Source organism: Proteus vulgaris (assembly GCF_011045815.1).
In the GTDB taxonomy this organism is placed as follows: Bacteria; Pseudomonadota; Gammaproteobacteria; order Enterobacterales; family Enterobacteriaceae; genus Proteus; species Proteus vulgaris_B.
Genome location: NZ_CP047344.1, coordinates 2,109,659 through 2,125,733, shown reverse-complemented (window position 1 = coordinate 2,125,733; position 16,075 = coordinate 2,109,659). Strand labels below are relative to the sequence as shown.

At 32.4% G+C, this 16,075-nt stretch carries 15 protein-coding genes; 6 read left to right on the top strand and 9 right to left on the bottom strand.

Annotated features, from left to right (window positions below):
- Positions 1–48 precede the first annotated feature (48 nt).
- The 3 genes from fetA to GTH24_RS22310 form a co-directional block, all read right to left on the bottom strand.
- Entirely contained in the window at positions 49–693 is a 645-nt protein-coding gene (fetA, locus tag GTH24_RS10035) for an iron efflux ABC transporter ATP-binding subunit FetA (protein WP_072068187.1), read from the bottom strand.
- Positions 694–835: 142 nt separating this feature from the next.
- Entirely contained in the window at positions 836–1,756 is a 921-nt protein-coding gene (locus tag GTH24_RS10030; RefSeq protein WP_164526359.1) for an acyl-CoA thioester hydrolase/BAAT C-terminal domain-containing protein, read from the bottom strand.
- Positions 1,757–1,947: 191 nt separating this feature from the next.
- Complete coding sequence (locus GTH24_RS22310; RefSeq protein WP_072068185.1) at positions 1,948–2,862, bottom strand: helix-turn-helix domain-containing protein; 915 nt, start codon at positions 2,860–2,862, stop codon at positions 1,948–1,950.
- A 90-nt stretch (positions 2,863–2,952) separates the two neighbouring features.
- On the opposite strand from GTH24_RS22310, the gene GTH24_RS10020 reads away from it, so the two are divergent.
- From GTH24_RS10020 to GTH24_RS10010, 3 genes are all read left to right on the top strand, one after another.
- A complete protein-coding gene (locus GTH24_RS10020) occupies positions 2,953–3,573 on the top strand; it encodes a TetR family transcriptional regulator (RefSeq protein ID WP_115349815.1) in 621 nt (206 codons plus the stop codon).
- A gap of 65 nt (positions 3,574–3,638) precedes the next feature.
- Positions 3,639–4,127 (top strand): NUDIX hydrolase, encoded by a 489-nt coding sequence (locus tag GTH24_RS10015; protein WP_115349814.1) that lies wholly within the window; start codon positions 3,639–3,641, stop codon positions 4,125–4,127.
- Between the two features lie 519 nt (positions 4,128–4,646).
- Complete coding sequence (locus GTH24_RS10010) at positions 4,647–6,245, top strand: methyl-accepting chemotaxis protein (protein WP_115349813.1); 1,599 nt, start codon at positions 4,647–4,649, stop codon at positions 6,243–6,245.
- Between the two features lie 94 nt (positions 6,246–6,339).
- Here GTH24_RS10010 and GTH24_RS10005 read toward each other — a convergent pair whose 3' ends face one another.
- On the bottom strand, positions 6,340–7,338 hold the full coding sequence (locus tag GTH24_RS10005) for a 2-hydroxyacid dehydrogenase (protein WP_072068182.1): 999 nt from the start codon (positions 7,336–7,338) through the stop codon (positions 6,340–6,342).
- A gap of 150 nt (positions 7,339–7,488) precedes the next feature.
- Between GTH24_RS10005 and GTH24_RS10000 the strand changes: the two genes are divergently transcribed.
- The 3 genes from GTH24_RS10000 to GTH24_RS09990 are packed head-to-tail and all read left to right on the top strand — an operon-like array spanning position 7,489 to position 10,671.
- Entirely contained in the window at positions 7,489–10,125 is a 2,637-nt protein-coding gene (locus GTH24_RS10000; protein ID WP_164526358.1) for a YdbH family protein, read from the top strand.
- The gene (locus tag GTH24_RS09995) at positions 10,122–10,328 is read left to right on the top strand and encodes a YnbE family lipoprotein (protein ID WP_109408118.1); all 207 of its coding nucleotides are present in this window, start codon (positions 10,122–10,124) and stop codon (positions 10,326–10,328) included. Before GTH24_RS10000 ends, GTH24_RS09995 begins: the two co-directional genes overlap by 4 nt.
- Positions 10,329–10,338: 10 nt before the next feature.
- Positions 10,339–10,671, top strand: coding sequence for a YdbL family protein (locus tag GTH24_RS09990; protein ID WP_072068180.1), 333 nt, complete (start codon positions 10,339–10,341; stop codon positions 10,669–10,671).
- A gap of 92 nt (positions 10,672–10,763) precedes the next feature.
- Here the strand turns inward: GTH24_RS09990 and GTH24_RS09985 are convergent, their stop codons facing one another.
- From GTH24_RS09985 to GTH24_RS09965, 5 genes are all read right to left on the bottom strand, one after another.
- Positions 10,764–11,312, bottom strand: coding sequence for a fimbrial protein (locus GTH24_RS09985; protein ID WP_164526357.1), 549 nt, complete (start codon positions 11,310–11,312; stop codon positions 10,764–10,766).
- A 22-nt stretch (positions 11,313–11,334) separates the two neighbouring features.
- Positions 11,335–13,704: a fimbria/pilus outer membrane usher protein gene (locus GTH24_RS09980; RefSeq protein ID WP_164526356.1), complete on the bottom strand. Its 2,370-nt coding sequence runs from the start codon at positions 13,702–13,704 to the stop codon at positions 11,335–11,337.
- Positions 13,694–14,389 carry a fimbrial biogenesis chaperone gene (locus GTH24_RS09975; protein ID WP_164526355.1) on the bottom strand — a complete coding sequence of 232 codons (696 nt, stop codon included), beginning with the start codon at positions 14,387–14,389 and terminating at the stop codon, positions 13,694–13,696. The genes GTH24_RS09980 and GTH24_RS09975 overlap by 11 nt, the downstream gene beginning before the upstream one ends.
- Positions 14,390–14,479: 90 nt before the next feature.
- A complete protein-coding gene (locus GTH24_RS09970) occupies positions 14,480–15,028 on the bottom strand; it encodes a fimbrial protein (protein ID WP_072068177.1) in 549 nt (182 codons plus the stop codon).
- Positions 15,029–15,379: 351 nt separating this feature from the next.
- Positions 15,380–16,003: an FMN-dependent NADH-azoreductase gene (locus tag GTH24_RS09965; protein ID WP_072068176.1), complete on the bottom strand. Its 624-nt coding sequence runs from the start codon at positions 16,001–16,003 to the stop codon at positions 15,380–15,382.
- Between the last annotated feature and the right edge of the window lie 72 nt (positions 16,004–16,075).

The window sequence follows — 16,075 nt, the reverse complement described above, 5'->3', positions numbered from 1 at the left end:
AGTATGTTCGCTCATCGCTAAAGGGTAACTGATAAAAAAATAAACAAATTAATCATTATTATGAGAAGATAATAAGATCACATCATCGGCATGTTTTATTTCATTTTGATCGTGAGTGACCCATAAAACAGCGAGTTTTTGATCTTTAACATAATGATGAATAACCTCATTCACTTTTGTTTTGTTATCTTCATCTAATGCACTGGTTATCTCATCAAGTAATAAGATTTTTGGCATAAATTGTAAGTTTCTTATCAGCGAAATACGTTGCCTTTCTCCACCTGACAGCTCGTTTATTCCTTTTTCCTTAATAGAAATAGGCAAACAAAAATAATCTAAATCGTGTGCAATTTTCTTATCATCAACGGAGACTTTTCGTAAAAAATAAGGAAATTTAAGATTATCGTAAACCGTTTCACCAAATAACATGGGTGTTTGTGTACAGTAAGACACTTGTTGACGATATTCTTCAGGAGAGAGGGTTAAATAATCTTTCTGCTCAAAGAAAATAGAACCGCTGGTGGGAGAGAGCAGAGAAGCGATAATCTTAAGCAAGGTGCTTTTACCACAACCAGAAGGACCGGTGATAAGTTTAAATTCGCTAGGGTGAAGTTCAAAATTGATATTATCAAGAATTTTTTTGTTATTGACTTGATAACCTATTTTATCAAGTCGTAAAAGTGTGCTTTCCATTCTTATTCCAAACTTAGAAGAGAGAATAATTATCATTATACAGAATTAACGATAAAAAGATCCTGCGTTAAATCAGTTATAAGTAATTCTATTACAGGTAAAGTATAGAAGAATAAGAATAAGGCTAATAAAAAAGATAAATTTATTTTACGATCCTCAAATACCACTGTTGGATATCATTGATTATTTCATCTGTTAAACGCTCACCTTGTTCATTATAAAATCCATGATCTAACTTATCGTACTTAATGAAATTTATATTAGGCTGATTAATACTCTGATTCAGTAGGTGGAAAGCCTCGACATTCACATTAGTATCATTGAGCGTTTGGATAATAAGAACAGGAGTTTGAGTATTATTTTTAATAACATTAAGTAAATCAATTGCAAAAAACTGTTTCCACCATAAAGGACTATGTTCACCAATATTTTGGTCATCATTAATTTGGTTATTTTTTATTGCATCAGCAAATTGTTGAAAGCCTTTTACCGCATCTTCAACGTGTTCTTTTGGTGTGGTATGACGGATGTTATAAAGAACATCATCAAGAAAAAATCGTCCACCGCCATTTAAAGCGACAGCCGCGTTAATATCGTTACGTTTAGCTACCACTAAATGCACCATCGTCGCACCTTCACTTCCGCCGATTAAAACAATATTCGGATAATGAGGGGATAATTTATCTAAAACTGCATCATAATCTTGCATTCTTTGGTTGGGATTATCATGAAGTGTATACTCTTTAGGGCAATCAGCCCGTTCTTCTCCGCTTTGAAAATAAGGTAATTGAGCAGTAATACCATATTTTTCCACCATCAAAACATCGCTATTAGGTAACCATTGCCCAAATGTTTCTTGAATAAATGTATTATTTTTAATGCTGTTACAATCAGAACCTTGCATTAATACAAGTAAAGTTTGATTGTTTTCCGCTCGTTTATCTAAAAAATAATTAATTTCACTACCCTCGGTACGCAAAAGGGTATGGGTAGAGATTTCTGCATAACTGGTAAAAGAAGGTAACAAAAAAGCAGATAATAAAAATAGAGGTGAAATACGCATGATAAATAGATCCACTTGTGTAGAGAGATCAGAAGGAAAAATAATATTTATTTTTTGAGGGACAACTCATTAATTTAGTCAATTATTTAGTAGAAACAAGAGTTGAAAAAGCCATTACATAGCTCATCACTATAAAATTAATATACTCTTAATAAAAATAGCCTGACTCGTTCAGGCTATTTGAGAATAAATTAGTGAATTGGCACGTAATAATCAATTTCTAAAGTACGGGGTATTTCCATTAAATCAACGTCAGTTTCTATACTAACATATCGTTCAATATCAGCGCCTAACCGGCGACATAAGCCTAATGCGGGTAATGTATAAAAATAAATCTTCATCGCAAATTGCTTATATTCTTCTAACGTTCCTTTAAATTGAAATCGAACATAACGCCCACCTTCAATCACTCTTTTTCTAAATCCACTGGTTTTTGTAAAGTGATCTAAACTATTTAAACCAATCTCATAGTCAATTTGGATTTTATTTTTACGTAATGTATTGGGCTGATAAGAAATAAGCACTGTACTTTCTGTAAAGTTTTTATCTGTATAAAGTAAAAAATCATTCCAAAATTGATGACGAATATCTTCATGTAATTTACCAATATCTTCTATAGAGCAAAAATATTGATATTGCATGCCATAAACATAGCTGTCTGGTAAATCCATAATTTTAGGAATGGGCAGATCAATAACATCAAAATTAATTGGCGGCTGAAAATTATTACCACAAAGATTATCCAGTTTACGGTATTCAGTCGGCGTAACGCCAAATGTAGCTTTAAAGCGGCGAGTAAAAGATTGTTGAGAATCAAACTGATAGCGTAATGCCACAGTAAGGATAGGTAATTTTGTCAACCGCAATTCTGTTGCCGCCTTGGTTAAACGCCGTCCACGAATATAGGAAGCCAGTGTTAAACCCGTTGCTTGTTTAAATACACGCTGCAAGTGCCATTTTGTATAGCCAGATTTAATCGCCACATCATCAAGTAGCAACGGTTTTTCCAGATTTACCTCAATCCAGAGAAGAAGTTCTTTGATAATTTCTATATTAAATGTGGATAAGGTATTCGAGGGGATAAGCCCATTGTACTGAGATGACATGATAATTTCCTGAAAATATTTTGTTCAGTTTACACGAAACTGATACCCATATATTATTACATACTTATGGTATGTTTTTAGGATTTTATCATGAAAATAAAATCACGGCAACAAGAGAATTCAGAGCAAACACGCACGGCGTTACGTGAAGCGGCACAAGAACTATTTATAAATCAAAACTATTGTGATGTTTCCATTGATGAAATATCACGTCATGCAAGAGTGACGAAAGGGGCGTTTTATCATCATTTTAGTAATAAGAAAGCACTGTTAAAAGAGTGCTATCTTTTTCAAGTTGATAACGTTATGAAGCAACTGGTTAAAATTCCTACTTATGATGATAAATGGCAAGAACTTGAGGCCATTTTTAGTTTTTGTGTTGATCATATCTACCAACATAAAGACAAGCTTATTCCGCTACAAGAGATTATTTCAGTTTTGGGTTGGAAAGAATGGGATGAAATTGATGCACAAATTCTTATTCCTCGAATCAAATTCTGCGTAGAAACACTCTATTCTAAGCAAGAAATTTGCACTTACTCTCCTGATATTGTCGTTAACTTAATCTATGGTTTTCTCACTCATATTGCGATTAACTTAAAAAATGAAGCCACATTACAAGAAAATGCCTGCAAGGATTTTAAGAGGATTTTTTTTGATTTTTTGATGGGAATAAAACAAGCTTCAGCAAATGTGAAAAATAATCAATAGCACAAAAAGTATAATGATTTGATGTACATTGGAACAAGATTATAAAACTTAAGGATACGCATGTTATGACAATAGATGTACCTAAAAGCCATTTCACTGCAACAGGTATTGTATTTAATGAACAAGGGCAGTTTCTTTTCCATTTACATCCCAAGATAGGATATTGGCTACCACCAGGAGGCCATATCGAAGAAAATGAAGAACCACAAAATGCTGCATTAAGAGAAATAGAAGAAGAAACGGGCTTATTGTGTGAATGCTTGTGTTACCAGCCGGAATTTAACCTTGGTTTAAATCTTGATTTAAATAATGGTGATGTTATTGAGCTTGTTAAACCCCTCGCTATTTTAAAAGAACCTATTCATGATAAAAAACAAGGATTTCATTATCACATTGATATGATTTATCTTTGTAAACCGCTAAAAAACAGTCAATTGACAAATAAATCTTTCCAATGGCTTTCTTTGGATGAACTAAAAAAAAGAGATGCACCATTGAATGTGATAAGACTTATTGAACTAACAGAAACGTTATTAATAAAAAAGATCATTTAAATTTCTTAATAAAGTGAAATGTAACTCAATAAAGAGACAAATAAGATGGTTTTAGGAAACTATCTTATTTTTATTGGAAATAAACTGTTTTTAATATTGGATTTAAATAAATAATGTAATTAAATAAATTAATGTTAATAGGTAAGAGTACCTATAAAGAGACAGTGTAAGAATAAATAAAATAAAGTGCAAAAACTAAAAAATATTTAATAAATTATCTTTTTCTGAGTAAAATCAGCATCATTGCGGGATATTATAGAGTTAATTTATCTCTGGCTGGATAAAACAATCGTTTATTTAGTAAATGAAAAATGCTTTTCACTACACTCTAAAGTTTTCTCTCATTATTACCGACATTATAAACAAAGGCAGATCTTATGTGCCTTTATATTCTAATGAATAAATTTTAGCCTTACTTTATTACACCAGGGAATATACTCTTTGTCAGAGAAAGGGTGCATTCTGATATCTTACAAATGTACAGGTAAAAAACTCTGTATATTTTGATGGAATATGACCATGTTTAAAAATATCAGTATAGAAAAGACCGTTAAGGTCATGCTGGCCATTTTATTTGCGTTGATTATGAGCATTATTTATTTTAGTTATGATGCTTCCACTCGATCTTATAATAATTTCGTTTCATCAAATAGCCTAAGTCAGCAAATGTTGCTAATGGGTAAAGCTCGATATCAAATGGCTGTGATCAGGGCAAATATTAATGGGTTAGATGGGCAATTAAGAGTTAATGAAAAACCATCTGCAAAATATTTTCATCAAACAGCCGAGTATATTGAAATTACCCGTGAAGAGATCCACCGTTGGGCAGATGCTGAAAAGCTAACGATGGAAGGGCGTGAAATAGCAGACGATATGACAAAACGCTTTGATGAACTGCTCGATATTTTTACGGGGGCGTTAGAGCGATTGCGCCGAGGTGAGCTGACAACACATTCTGCTAGCGTAAAAATGGATGAGCTAAACGATATCACCATGCAATATTATGCTGTAGCTAATGGTATCGAAAATAGCTATATCGATATTGCAAAAGTATCACAAGAACGCTTGATGATAGTATCGATTACAACTGGCGTTATCGTTATTCTATTATTTATCTTTATATTACGTTGGTTCTCTCATACCTTTATTGGCAATATCAAAATACTTATCGATATTTTTAGCAAGATGAGCCAAGGTGATTTAAGTATGCGAGTGGAAAATCATGGGAATAATGAATTTGGTCAATTGTTCAATGAAATGAATAAGATGAAAAATTCACTCAGCCATATGATCTCTTCCGTCAAAAATGCTGTTAACACCATTAGTGTGAGTGCAAGCGAAATTGCGACAGGAAACACGGATTTATCTTCTCGTACTGAAGAGCAAGCAAGTGCATTACAAGAAACGGTTGCAAGTATGGAGCAAATTAAAACAACGGTTGAAAAAAATGCGGATAACTCACGAGAAGCCAGTAAATTAGCTCTTACAGCGACAAGCTCTGCTCAAAATGGCGAGAGTGTTATGGATAGCGTGGTAGAAACCATGTCTTCAATCTCTGAAAGTGCGAAGAAAATAGCAGATATCAATGACATCATTAATAGTATTGCAAACCAAACCAATATTTTATCTTTAAACGCTGCCGTTGAAGCAGCTAGAGCCGGTGAACAAGGTCGTGGATTTACCGTTGTTGCGTCAGAGGTGCGTAATTTAGCAAGTCGTAGTGCAGAAGCCGCTAAAGAGATTAATGAACTGATCACTCATTCTGTTAATAAAGTCCATGTAGGCTCTCAGCAAGTAGCCCAAGCGGGTCGGTCGATGTCAGAGATCGTGACGACAATTAATCAAGTAAATGATTTTATGCAACAGATTGCCCTTGCTTCTAATGAGCAAAGTATGGGGATCAATCAAATTGCGTTAGCAGTAAGTGAGATGGATACTGTAACGCAGCAAAATGCAGCATTAGTTGAAGAGTCAGCAGCAATTACAGCCAATATGGATGATGAAGCTCATCAATTAGCTAACTTGGTTTCACAATTTAAAGTCGATGAAGATAACGAAAAATTATCTCGTTTTGGTGTTACAAAATCAGCTGAGGTTCTCGATACCCAAGAGAAGTAAACTCGACATTTCTCATTGATAAAAAAAGCCCCCTTGGCAAAATTATGCCAAGGGGGCTTTTGCTTTTTTATTACTTTAATCTAAATGCTGAGTATTAGGCTTTAATTTGGTTTATACAGGTATTACCTGAAGCAACTTCTTTAATATTATGTAATGTTGTCTCACTAATACTGATCAGTGCTTCTTCAGTTAAGAATGCTTGATGCCCAGTAAATAACACATTATGACAAGAAGAAAGGCGACGGAAAATATCGTCTTGAATAACGTCATTGGATTTATCTTCAAAGAAAAGATCGCGTTCATTCTCATAAACATCCATACCCAACGCACCAATTTTGCCTTGTTTTAAAGCATTAATCGCTGCCGCAGAGTCAATTAATGCACCACGGCTGGTGTTAATAATCATCACACCGTCTTTCATTTGTGCAAAAGCAGTTTCATTTAATAAATGATGGTTATCTGCGGTTAACGGGCAATGTAATGAAATTACATGAGAATTTGCGTAAATTGTAGCTAAATCGACATATTCAGCACCTAAATCAAGTACGGCTTGATTTGGGTAAGGATCATAGGCTAGTAATTTCATACCAAAACCTTTTAATATGCGTAATGTTGCTAATCCAATTTTACCAGTACCAATAATGCCCGCAGTGCGGTTATGCATATTAAAACCGGTTAGACCTTCTAATGAGAAGTTTGCATCACGAGTGCGCTGATAAGCTCTGTGTATACGGCGATTTAAGGAGAGCATCATACCAACAGCATGTTCTGCAATAGCCTCTGGTGAATAGGCCGGCACACGGACAACAGTGATACCCAATTCAGCCGCTGCTTCTAAGTCAACGTTATTAAAGCCCGCACAGCGTAAAGCAAGTATGCGAATATTAAGGCTAGCTAGTTCTTGCAAAACCGCGCGATTTGCATCGTCATTGACGAAAATACAAACAGCATCTGCGCCAACGGCATTTTTTGCGGTTTGTTCTGTCAAATTAAAATCGAAATATTCAATATCATAATGATATCCATTATGTTGATTGACCCATTCCATGTGCTTACGATCATAATGTTTAGTACTATAGGAAACGATTTTCATCCAGTTTTCTCTACTCTCGATTAAAATTTTTGTTCAGAGGCTGGAAAAACAAGAATTATCCAGCCCCAATATGAAAGAAATTAATACTATCATTATAAACAATTTAGCGAGGTAAGTGGATGATTCAGGTTTGTTTAAAAGGAATATGATGTGTTGTTAAGAAAAACAATCAAATGGACAGGGACGATACTGGTAGGTGTAGGCCTAATTGGCACTGCGTTGTGGGTGTCTATCCCTCGTTGGTTGCCTGTTATTGCTAAATCTTACCTACCTGAAGGCGTCTCACTCTCATTATCTCAGCCTCAATTAGAGCGAGCAGGTATTTCTATTGAGAATATTGCATTAACGACAGCCAGTTGTACTTTAGCAAGTATTGACAACTTTGCTTTTTCTTATCGAAAAGAACAGATTGATAAACTGCAATTTAATAGCCAGCAGCTCATTATTGATGAGCATTGTTTTTCAACGATGCCACCTAATAAACAGGAAGAAACGGCAACAGTGCCTGTTGAGATAAATTCATTATTAACATCGATACCATACTTAGCCGTCAATATAGAAAATGTACTTTTAAAAGAAAATACTCGCTATCAAGGTGCGCTACAGCTAAAGACACAACAAGGTGGCCGATTAGTGACGTACCAAGGAGAAAATGCTCAACTTGGTATTTTTATTAGAGACAATAAATGGCTAGATATAAAGCAATTTAAAGTAAATTTACCTGATGACAATAATATTGAACTTGCTGCTGAAATAGCATTACCCCTTGATATTGCCTCATTACCTGAAAAAGGTACAATTGATGCGACTTTATTAACCTCCCATTATGCTTATCCCTTAGTTCTTATTCTTGAATGGGTAGGACAATCAGGCACTATTTCACTTGCGGAACAAGGGGGAGGCCATGCATTAGCTTTATTACCTTGGCATGTTACTCCCGAAAATATAAAGATTGAACAAGGTCGTTGGGAATGGTTTGGACTAGATCAACCATTACGTGGTGGCGTTAATATTAATATTGCCCAATGGCAAAAAGGCCTGTCTGATTTAAGATTAACTGCACGATTAAATGTAATGACAGAAGGTAATGCAGGAAAAGGAAATTTAGTCATTTCGATCCCTGAAACAGCCGTAAATTTGCTAGATGCACATATTCCTATTCAAATTACTGGTGTGGTTAATAAACAATTAATGCAAGCCAGTACGCAATTACCTGTTTATGTAACGGGAACATTAGCTGATCCTACTATTGAATTTCAATCTGGTTCATTACTTCGCTTTAAAGGCCCATTAACTGAAACGCTCACTATAAAAGATGCTCGCTTACCATTAGCAGGAACAACATTTTCATCAAAAGGTTTTAACGGCCGTTTAAATGCGATTGTTGTCGCGCAAGACAGTATTTGGGGCGACTATCGTATTCATTTTCAAGGTAAAGCAATTGATTTTTTACCTGATAATGGAATGTGGCAATGGCGTTATTGGGGGGAAGGAAATTTATTGCCTTTAAAAGCTCGTTGGGATATTGCAGGTACAGGGTATTGGGCTGATAAATTGGTCAGTTTTGAAAAACTTAATACAGGGTTTGATGTTTTAAAATACCAACATACAACGATGACGGCACCTCGATTATCTTTAGAGAGCCCATTTCGTTGGGTAAGAGATGAGAAAAAACCAACATTTGGTGGAAAATTAAAATTAACCAGTCAACGTATAGACTTTCCCGCTGGTGGCTTTCTAGATAGAACCGATTTTATTGCCACAATCAGTGGTAAATCACCCTTCAATTTTAATATGAAAGGTGAGTTAAGTGCCAAACCCAATATAGGACCAATTGCAATAAATACACGTTGGGATGGCGCAAGATTAAGAGGGCAAATGCGTTGGCCTTCACAACCTATTAATGTTTTTCAATCGCTCTTACCAGAAGACTTAGGGATCACTCTTGATAGAGGTGAACTCTATACCCAAGCAGACTTTTCTATTGCACCAGAACAAGGATTAATTGCCGGTGGTCACCTTGTTGTTAAGCAGGGGGGAATGTGGCTTAAAGATGGTGTTTTAGACGGCTTAGATTTTATTTTGCCTTGGCGTTTAAATGGTGACGAGTGGCAGCTAGGTGTTAAACAGCCTGTCCAGCTACGTATAAAACGTGTTAATAATCTTTTTGATATGACGGATATTACGGCTGATCTCCAAGGTTTTTACCCTGCAACAGAAAATAAACCGTTAGTTTTATCTAATGTAAATGTAGCCATGCTTGATGGAACCATTTCATTGGCAAAACTCAAAATTCCACAACATGATGCAGCGATTATTTCTCTTGATAACATTCAATTAAGTCATCTTTTTACTTTGTTAAAAGTGACGCAGTTTGCGGCATCAGGTAAAGTTAGTGGTGAATTTCCATTCTTTATTAATAATAATCAATGGATTATTAAAGATGGATGGCTTGCTAATTCATCTTACTTGACGTTAAGACTCGATAAAGATTTTGTTGATTCAATTGACGATAATAATATGTCAGCAGGCATTGCTATGGCATGGTTACGTTATTTAGAAATCAGCCGTTCTTGGACTCGCGTTAATTTAAGTAATTTAGGTGAGTTAATATTAGAGGCTGAAATTCAAGGAACGAATCCTCTAGAAGATAAACGCCGGCAAGTTAATCTCAATTATCGGCACGAAGAAAATGTCTTTCAATTATGGCGAAGTTTACGATTTGGCTCACAATTGGAAGAGTGGTTAGAAAAAAGCTTATCAGATTTAGGGAGTGAGTCAGAGTGAAACCCTTATTTTTAAAAAAACTATTTTTATTAACGGCTTTAATGATGGGAATATCGGCGTTAACAGGATGTATTCGACTAGAAGTCGCTACGCCCGATAAGCCGATTAATATTAATATGAATGTTAAAATTGAGCATGAGATTAATGTAAAAATAGACCGGCAAGTTGAAGATCTCTTAAAAAATAACAGCGCCATTTTTTAAAGGATAAATGATGAATTATAAAAAATATCTCCTAAGCTTTGGTCTAATGATAGTTTTAACTAGTGCAAATGCTATAGCATTAACGCTTGATGAAGCAAGATCGCAAGGATTGGTAGGAGAAACCTTTAGTGGTTATATTGAGCTTGTGCAAACTAATAACAAGCAGGCTCAACAACTTGCAGATGAAATAAATCAAGCAAGAAAAGCAAAATATGCTGAAATTGCTAAAACTAACCAAGTAACACCTGATTCTGTTGCTCGACTTGCAGGTGAAAAATTAGTCGCAAGAGCTAATGAAGGTGAGTTTGTAAAGGGTATTAATGGAAAATGGGTAAAAAAGTAGTTAAATCTTAAATAGAGACTTAACCTTATTTAATTTTTAAAGCACGATATATTATAAATATCTATCGTGCTTTTTATTGTTATTGATCATGACTAATCATTAAAATTAACAATATCGTTATTGATCATGACAATGAAATTAATATTTGAGCGTATATAACCGGGGGCAGGAGGCATACTATCTTTTTTAACATAGTTAACTGAAAAGTAGAATTCAGCCTCTCCATCAATCAATTCTTCAGAAAATTCGCTCGTTTTATTAAGATTAATAGGTCTTTCTTCCTCATTGTACAATAATTGAAATGCAATATTATTGCTTGCATCGGGAGCACTAATCATATTTTTCAAATAACCTGTAGTATTATCAATACTTGTATTTTCAATTTTTAAGCGAATATCCCCATTGCTTTTAGAACAATCATTTATGACAATAATAATAATATGGTTGTCAATATCTGCTAATGTTCCTGCTGCATGTGATGAGAAATCATTTTTATTAACAGAAAGTCTATCGCTAATATTTTCATAGATATAATCAACATTACAACTTGAGGGAATTTCATGATCACCACGTCTAGCTGTTGATGGCAATGAAAAAGATGAAAGTAGTAATATAATAATTAAATAGATAATAGTTTTCATGATTTCTCTTAATAAATTAAATTTAAAGGCAGGTAACTTCTTTTTTTATCAGATTTTTTTTCTTTTCATCAAAACTTAAATTATAATTAAATTGACACTGTTTATTTTTACCCCATTTTACTTTTATTAATCCATTATCAGGAATGCCAGAAAGAAAAATGATATTTTTTTCTGTTACTAATCCCTGAGAAATAATATTATCCTCTTTATCTAGTACGGTAACTTTTGAGGCAAAAGGAAGGGGCGTTTTTGATTTAAAAATAATACGGTAGCCTGTTTTCATTGGAAAAGTAACTTTAGATATTGCACCTAATGTAGGAATAATACTTTTACTATAATATTCTGTTTCAACGGATTGGGGGAGTGTTGCCGTATTTAGTTTGATTTTGTTTATTCGATAAGGCGTAATATTATTTAAAATTAAGTTGCCAAAGATATCTGTTTCTAAATTAGGTGAGAATGATGTTTTAATACCAGTAATACCTTGTGTATTAACTAATGCAAAGGTTTTTCCTAAACGGGGGGTCAGAGTAATACCTTCTGAATGAAGCACCAATGCACCATTAACTAAAAAGTTAAGATTGTAATTATTCTCTGACTTATTTCCAGAAAAACTATAAGATTGATAATTATTTTGATATCGTGTGTTAGCAGAAAATTGATTATATTTTCTTTTAGGGTGATGTGTATGTTGATAGTTTATCGAATATCCTAAATTATTATTGAGTAATGTACCACCTATATTTGTACTGTTTATATAACGCTTATTATTAATTTGATAATTTGTTTGATTGTTAATCCATTGATAATTTTCGCTGTTCCCTATAGGAATATGAAAATTAAATGAAAAATAATGATCTGGAAAATGCTTTTCTTTTTTGAAATCATACTTTAAATGATAACTCACTCTATTAAATGAGGATGAAAAAGATGCTCCAATTTCAAATTCTTTCGATGAATTATGGTATTTTTTATCGTAATAATACAAAGAGATAAAGCCTAACTCATTAATATTCTGAGATAAAGATAATGAATAATTTTTTTTAATGCGATTTTTTGATAATGAATTATCTAGATATTGATAAAAAGACATCCCCGAAGTAAAGTAAGTTTGTGTAATAGGAATGTTTTTCTGATAACGAAACTGATATTTAATTTTATCATTGTTATTTTTTTCATAACTTATATCTGTCGCCAAGCCACCTAAAAAACCTAAATCTAGAGATAATCCAGATAAATATTTTTGTTGATTATCCTGCTTTTTTATTGCGCTGTAAGAAGTGATTTTTTGACTCAATCCATATGAAAATTCGCTCAAAATAAAAAGAGCATTTTTATTATTAGGATGGTTAGTTAATGTACCTGAGATGATATTATATTGATAACTCCCTTTATTTAATTGATTAGGTAATGATGTAAAATAGTGTGTTGAAACCTTTACTCTTCCATCTGTTTCTTTGATCTCTAAAATAAGTTTTTCACTACCTATAGAAGGTAATGAATTTAGAAGAAAAGGGCCGGGAGGAACTGTCGTTTCATAGATGATCTTATCACCCTGTTTTATGATAACTTGAGCTTGTGTATCAGCAGTTCCTTCAATAATAGGGCTGTTAGCATAAAGATTTTTATTTGCAATTAAATTATTGGATATTAATTGAAAGCCAATAATTTTATCATTCGATAATATTCGTGTTGTAGGTGAAAATTTGCCAGTATAAAAAAGAGAAGAAAAAGAATTAATTTGTCGATAGGTGTAAATTGATGAAAGCTTAGATTGATAGTTATCTTTTGTCCAATTAAACTCATTTTGACTACGTATACGCCAAGCCCCTATGTTAATACCCGAGTGTAAATTAAGTTTTTGTTCAAACGATTTTTTCTGATGATATTTAATCGAATAGGAATATTGAGTGAATAATGCGGTAATTCCATTATCCCAGTCTTGTTCATTAATGACATAGTCTGTTTTTTTTATTAATGCTTTTTGTGGAATGATTAAGTTTAATTTTTGATTGGAAAATTGGTATTTAAAATCAATCAAATAATCGATTAAAGGAATTATTTCCTGATTTTCTTTTGTGATTTTATAAAATTCGGTATCAATACCAAGAGAGGTTAAATCATTGATAGAAAGACAAGGAATTAACTTGTTATCTATACTTTTAAAATAAAGGAGTTTTGCCATTTTCTTTCTATTATTAACATAAATAATAGAGTGATAAAATCCTTCAGGTTTTTTATCTTCAAGAAGGAGTTTAATGGTATCATCACTAATATTAGAAAATGAATTAGAATAAAGAGAGAGGGAATTATTTTGAGCGAAAGTATCTTTGTAATAAATAGACATTAAAATAAAGAAAGTGATCTCTTTTTTTTTAAACTTAATCTTCATTAATTATGGCCTTATCTGTTGCATTTATTTCCACACCAAACTGATCTATAGTTTTCCATTTTATCAATCCATCTTTTTTAATTTTATTTTTTGTGTTCCATTTTTTAAATGGTGGTATTGTTTTACTTTTATTAACCAATAATACATCATTGCAACTGATATTAAGCAAAGTAATAAAGTAGGGTGTAGGATTGTTTATAATAAGCTCGTTACTTTTGTTTTTTAAAAACTCGATTTTATTATAGGCATCTTTTGCATTTTTTTCTATTGATGTCGGTCTGTATATTAAGTTATAGACAGAGTTCATTGATATATGTAATAAATTTTCATTTGAATCAGATAGTACTGGTATTCTTTTAATGTTTATTCTATATAGCGTTTCTCTATCTTTTTTTTCTATTTCATCTATTTTAAAAATTTTCAAGGAATAGTTTTCATCTTTCTCTATTTTAAATAGTGGGGGAGTGATCATAAAAGGTAGTTCATCATCATTATTCTCATCATAGTATGAAATCCAGCTTTGTATAAAGTAGTCACTATTTGTATTATTTTTTATTTCGATAATTTCTTGATTGTTGCTTTCGATAAAAATAAATTTATCCTTATTTATTTCTATTGACGTGTAACCATAAATAGGAAGAATGCTAAATATAGATAATATAGTCAGTTTTGTTTTTTTAATCATTTTATATTTAAGTATAGTAATTTAATATTATTTTTAAGTTGGAAGTGTTAAAACAAAGCTGGATAACCAGCTTTGTTAATTTTTAAGATATTAATCTACAGCGACATCACTATAAATAACGTCAAATGATAAGCTAGATCTTACTAAGCCGGGTGTTGCATCTAATCCATTTGGTTTCATATAATTGACTTCAAATGAAAAATCAGCGGTTTTAGCATTTTTATCAATATTTAAATTAAATGCTTTAGGTCTTTCATTACTTAATTGAATAATGTTTTTTTCTGAATCAAAAATGGCAATATTAACATTACTGCCATTATCCGCTTGATTTACCAATGAATTTTTTGTTTGTTTTGGAATTTTCAACTGAATATTAGAAAGACTTTCGCTACAATTAGTAAATTGAATGGAAAGCGGTTGAGCATCAGTTTTTGCTATATGATTATCTCCAAAATTATTTGCTTGAACTGGGGGTAATTGAACAGGTTGTATATCTTGTAATTGGCAAGTGGGATTCGCTGTAACAGAACCATTAATCGTAATTGTACCTACATTTTTTTCTGTATATTCAAGCGCATTTGATTGGGTTGATAAAAAAGTTGTAGATAAAATAAGCATTGAGAGTAAATTTTTTTTCATTTCAAATTCCATTTATTGAATTAATAAAATTATTTAATAATCTTCTTATCTCTAGAAGCCAAAAAATATTATTTATTTATCTTTTAAAAATCAAATTTAATTGAATTAAATGTTTTTATTTTTATGGTGAATAAAAGAATAAACAGTAATTAATTTTTATTAAAAACACGGACATTAAACTATTTGTTTAATAAAATAGTTCGTTTTAGAATTATCTTCTTTTAAGGCTTTTTAGTTATAATTTAATAAAGTCTTTTTTATAAAAACAATGAAGTGGTATTGATATATTTTTATATATTTAGATATAAAAAAAGCACCTAGTTAGGCGCTTTTATAAAAAGATAAAATTAATTATTTTGCGGTGATATTTTTTGTACTAATCACAGTATCAATTTCTTTTTGTGCTTGCAGATGGGATTGCTGTGTGTGCTCTTCACCAAAGGCTGTACCTTCAGCCATAATAAATTGTACGTCATTGATACCGATAAAAGCTAAAAACTGTGTAAGGTATGGAACTATCAGATCAGAAGGCTTATCTTTATGAATACCACCACGGCTCGTTAATATAACCGCTTGTTTATCTTCAAGTAAACCTACAGAACCCGCTTCGGTGTATTTAAATGTTTCACCTGCACGAGCGATATAATCAATGTAATGTTTTAACTGTGCCGGAATTGAGAAGTTATACATTGGTGCCGTGATAACAATGATATCATGAGCTTTTAATTCGCTAATTAATTCATCAGATAATGCTCTGGCAACTTTTTGTTCATCAGATAGCATTGCTGTTTCTTTTCCAAAAGCGAATAAAGTAGCTTGGTCTAATGTTGGTACTGCATCTTTAGCGAGATCACGTACAGTAATCAGGTCATCTTTATGGTTATTTTGCCAATTTTCAATCAAGTAATCAGCCATTTTATTGCTGTGTGAGTAGTTATCTAAAATACTTGATTTCAGTACAAGGATCTTTTTCATTATTTTCTCGTGGTCTATAAAATGTTCTATTTATTTAAATTTATTAGTTAATAGTAGTTTACCCAATCTTTA

Bases quoted from the DNA above. Each gene is read 5' to 3' on its own strand.
- fetA (WP_072068187.1), bottom strand. From the start codon at position 693: ATGGAAAGCACACTTTTACGACTTGATAAAATAGGTTATCAAGTCAAT.
- GTH24_RS10030 (WP_164526359.1), bottom strand. From the start codon at position 1,756: ATGCGTATTTCACCTCTATTTTTATTATCTGCTTTTTTGTTACCTTCT.
- GTH24_RS22310 (WP_072068185.1), bottom strand. From the start codon at position 2,862: ATGTCATCTCAGTACAATGGGCTTATCCCCTCGAATACCTTATCCACA.
- GTH24_RS10020 (WP_115349815.1), top strand. From the start codon at position 2,953: ATGAAAATAAAATCACGGCAACAAGAGAATTCAGAGCAAACACGCACG.
- GTH24_RS10015 (WP_115349814.1), top strand. From the start codon at position 3,639: ATGACAATAGATGTACCTAAAAGCCATTTCACTGCAACAGGTATTGTA.
- GTH24_RS10010 (WP_115349813.1), top strand. From the start codon at position 4,647: ATGTTTAAAAATATCAGTATAGAAAAGACCGTTAAGGTCATGCTGGCC.
- GTH24_RS10005 (WP_072068182.1), bottom strand. From the start codon at position 7,338: ATGAAAATCGTTTCCTATAGTACTAAACATTATGATCGTAAGCACATG.
- GTH24_RS09990 (WP_072068180.1), top strand. From the start codon at position 10,339: ATGAATTATAAAAAATATCTCCTAAGCTTTGGTCTAATGATAGTTTTA.
- GTH24_RS09985 (WP_164526357.1), bottom strand. From the start codon at position 11,312: ATGAAAACTATTATCTATTTAATTATTATATTACTACTTTCATCTTTT.
- GTH24_RS09980 (WP_164526356.1), bottom strand. From the start codon at position 13,704: ATGAAGATTAAGTTTAAAAAAAAAGAGATCACTTTCTTTATTTTAATG.
- GTH24_RS09975 (WP_164526355.1), bottom strand. From the start codon at position 14,389: ATGATTAAAAAAACAAAACTGACTATATTATCTATATTTAGCATTCTT.
- GTH24_RS09970 (WP_072068177.1), bottom strand. From the start codon at position 15,028: ATGAAAAAAAATTTACTCTCAATGCTTATTTTATCTACAACTTTTTTA.
- GTH24_RS09965 (WP_072068176.1), bottom strand. From the start codon at position 16,003: ATGAAAAAGATCCTTGTACTGAAATCAAGTATTTTAGATAACTACTCA.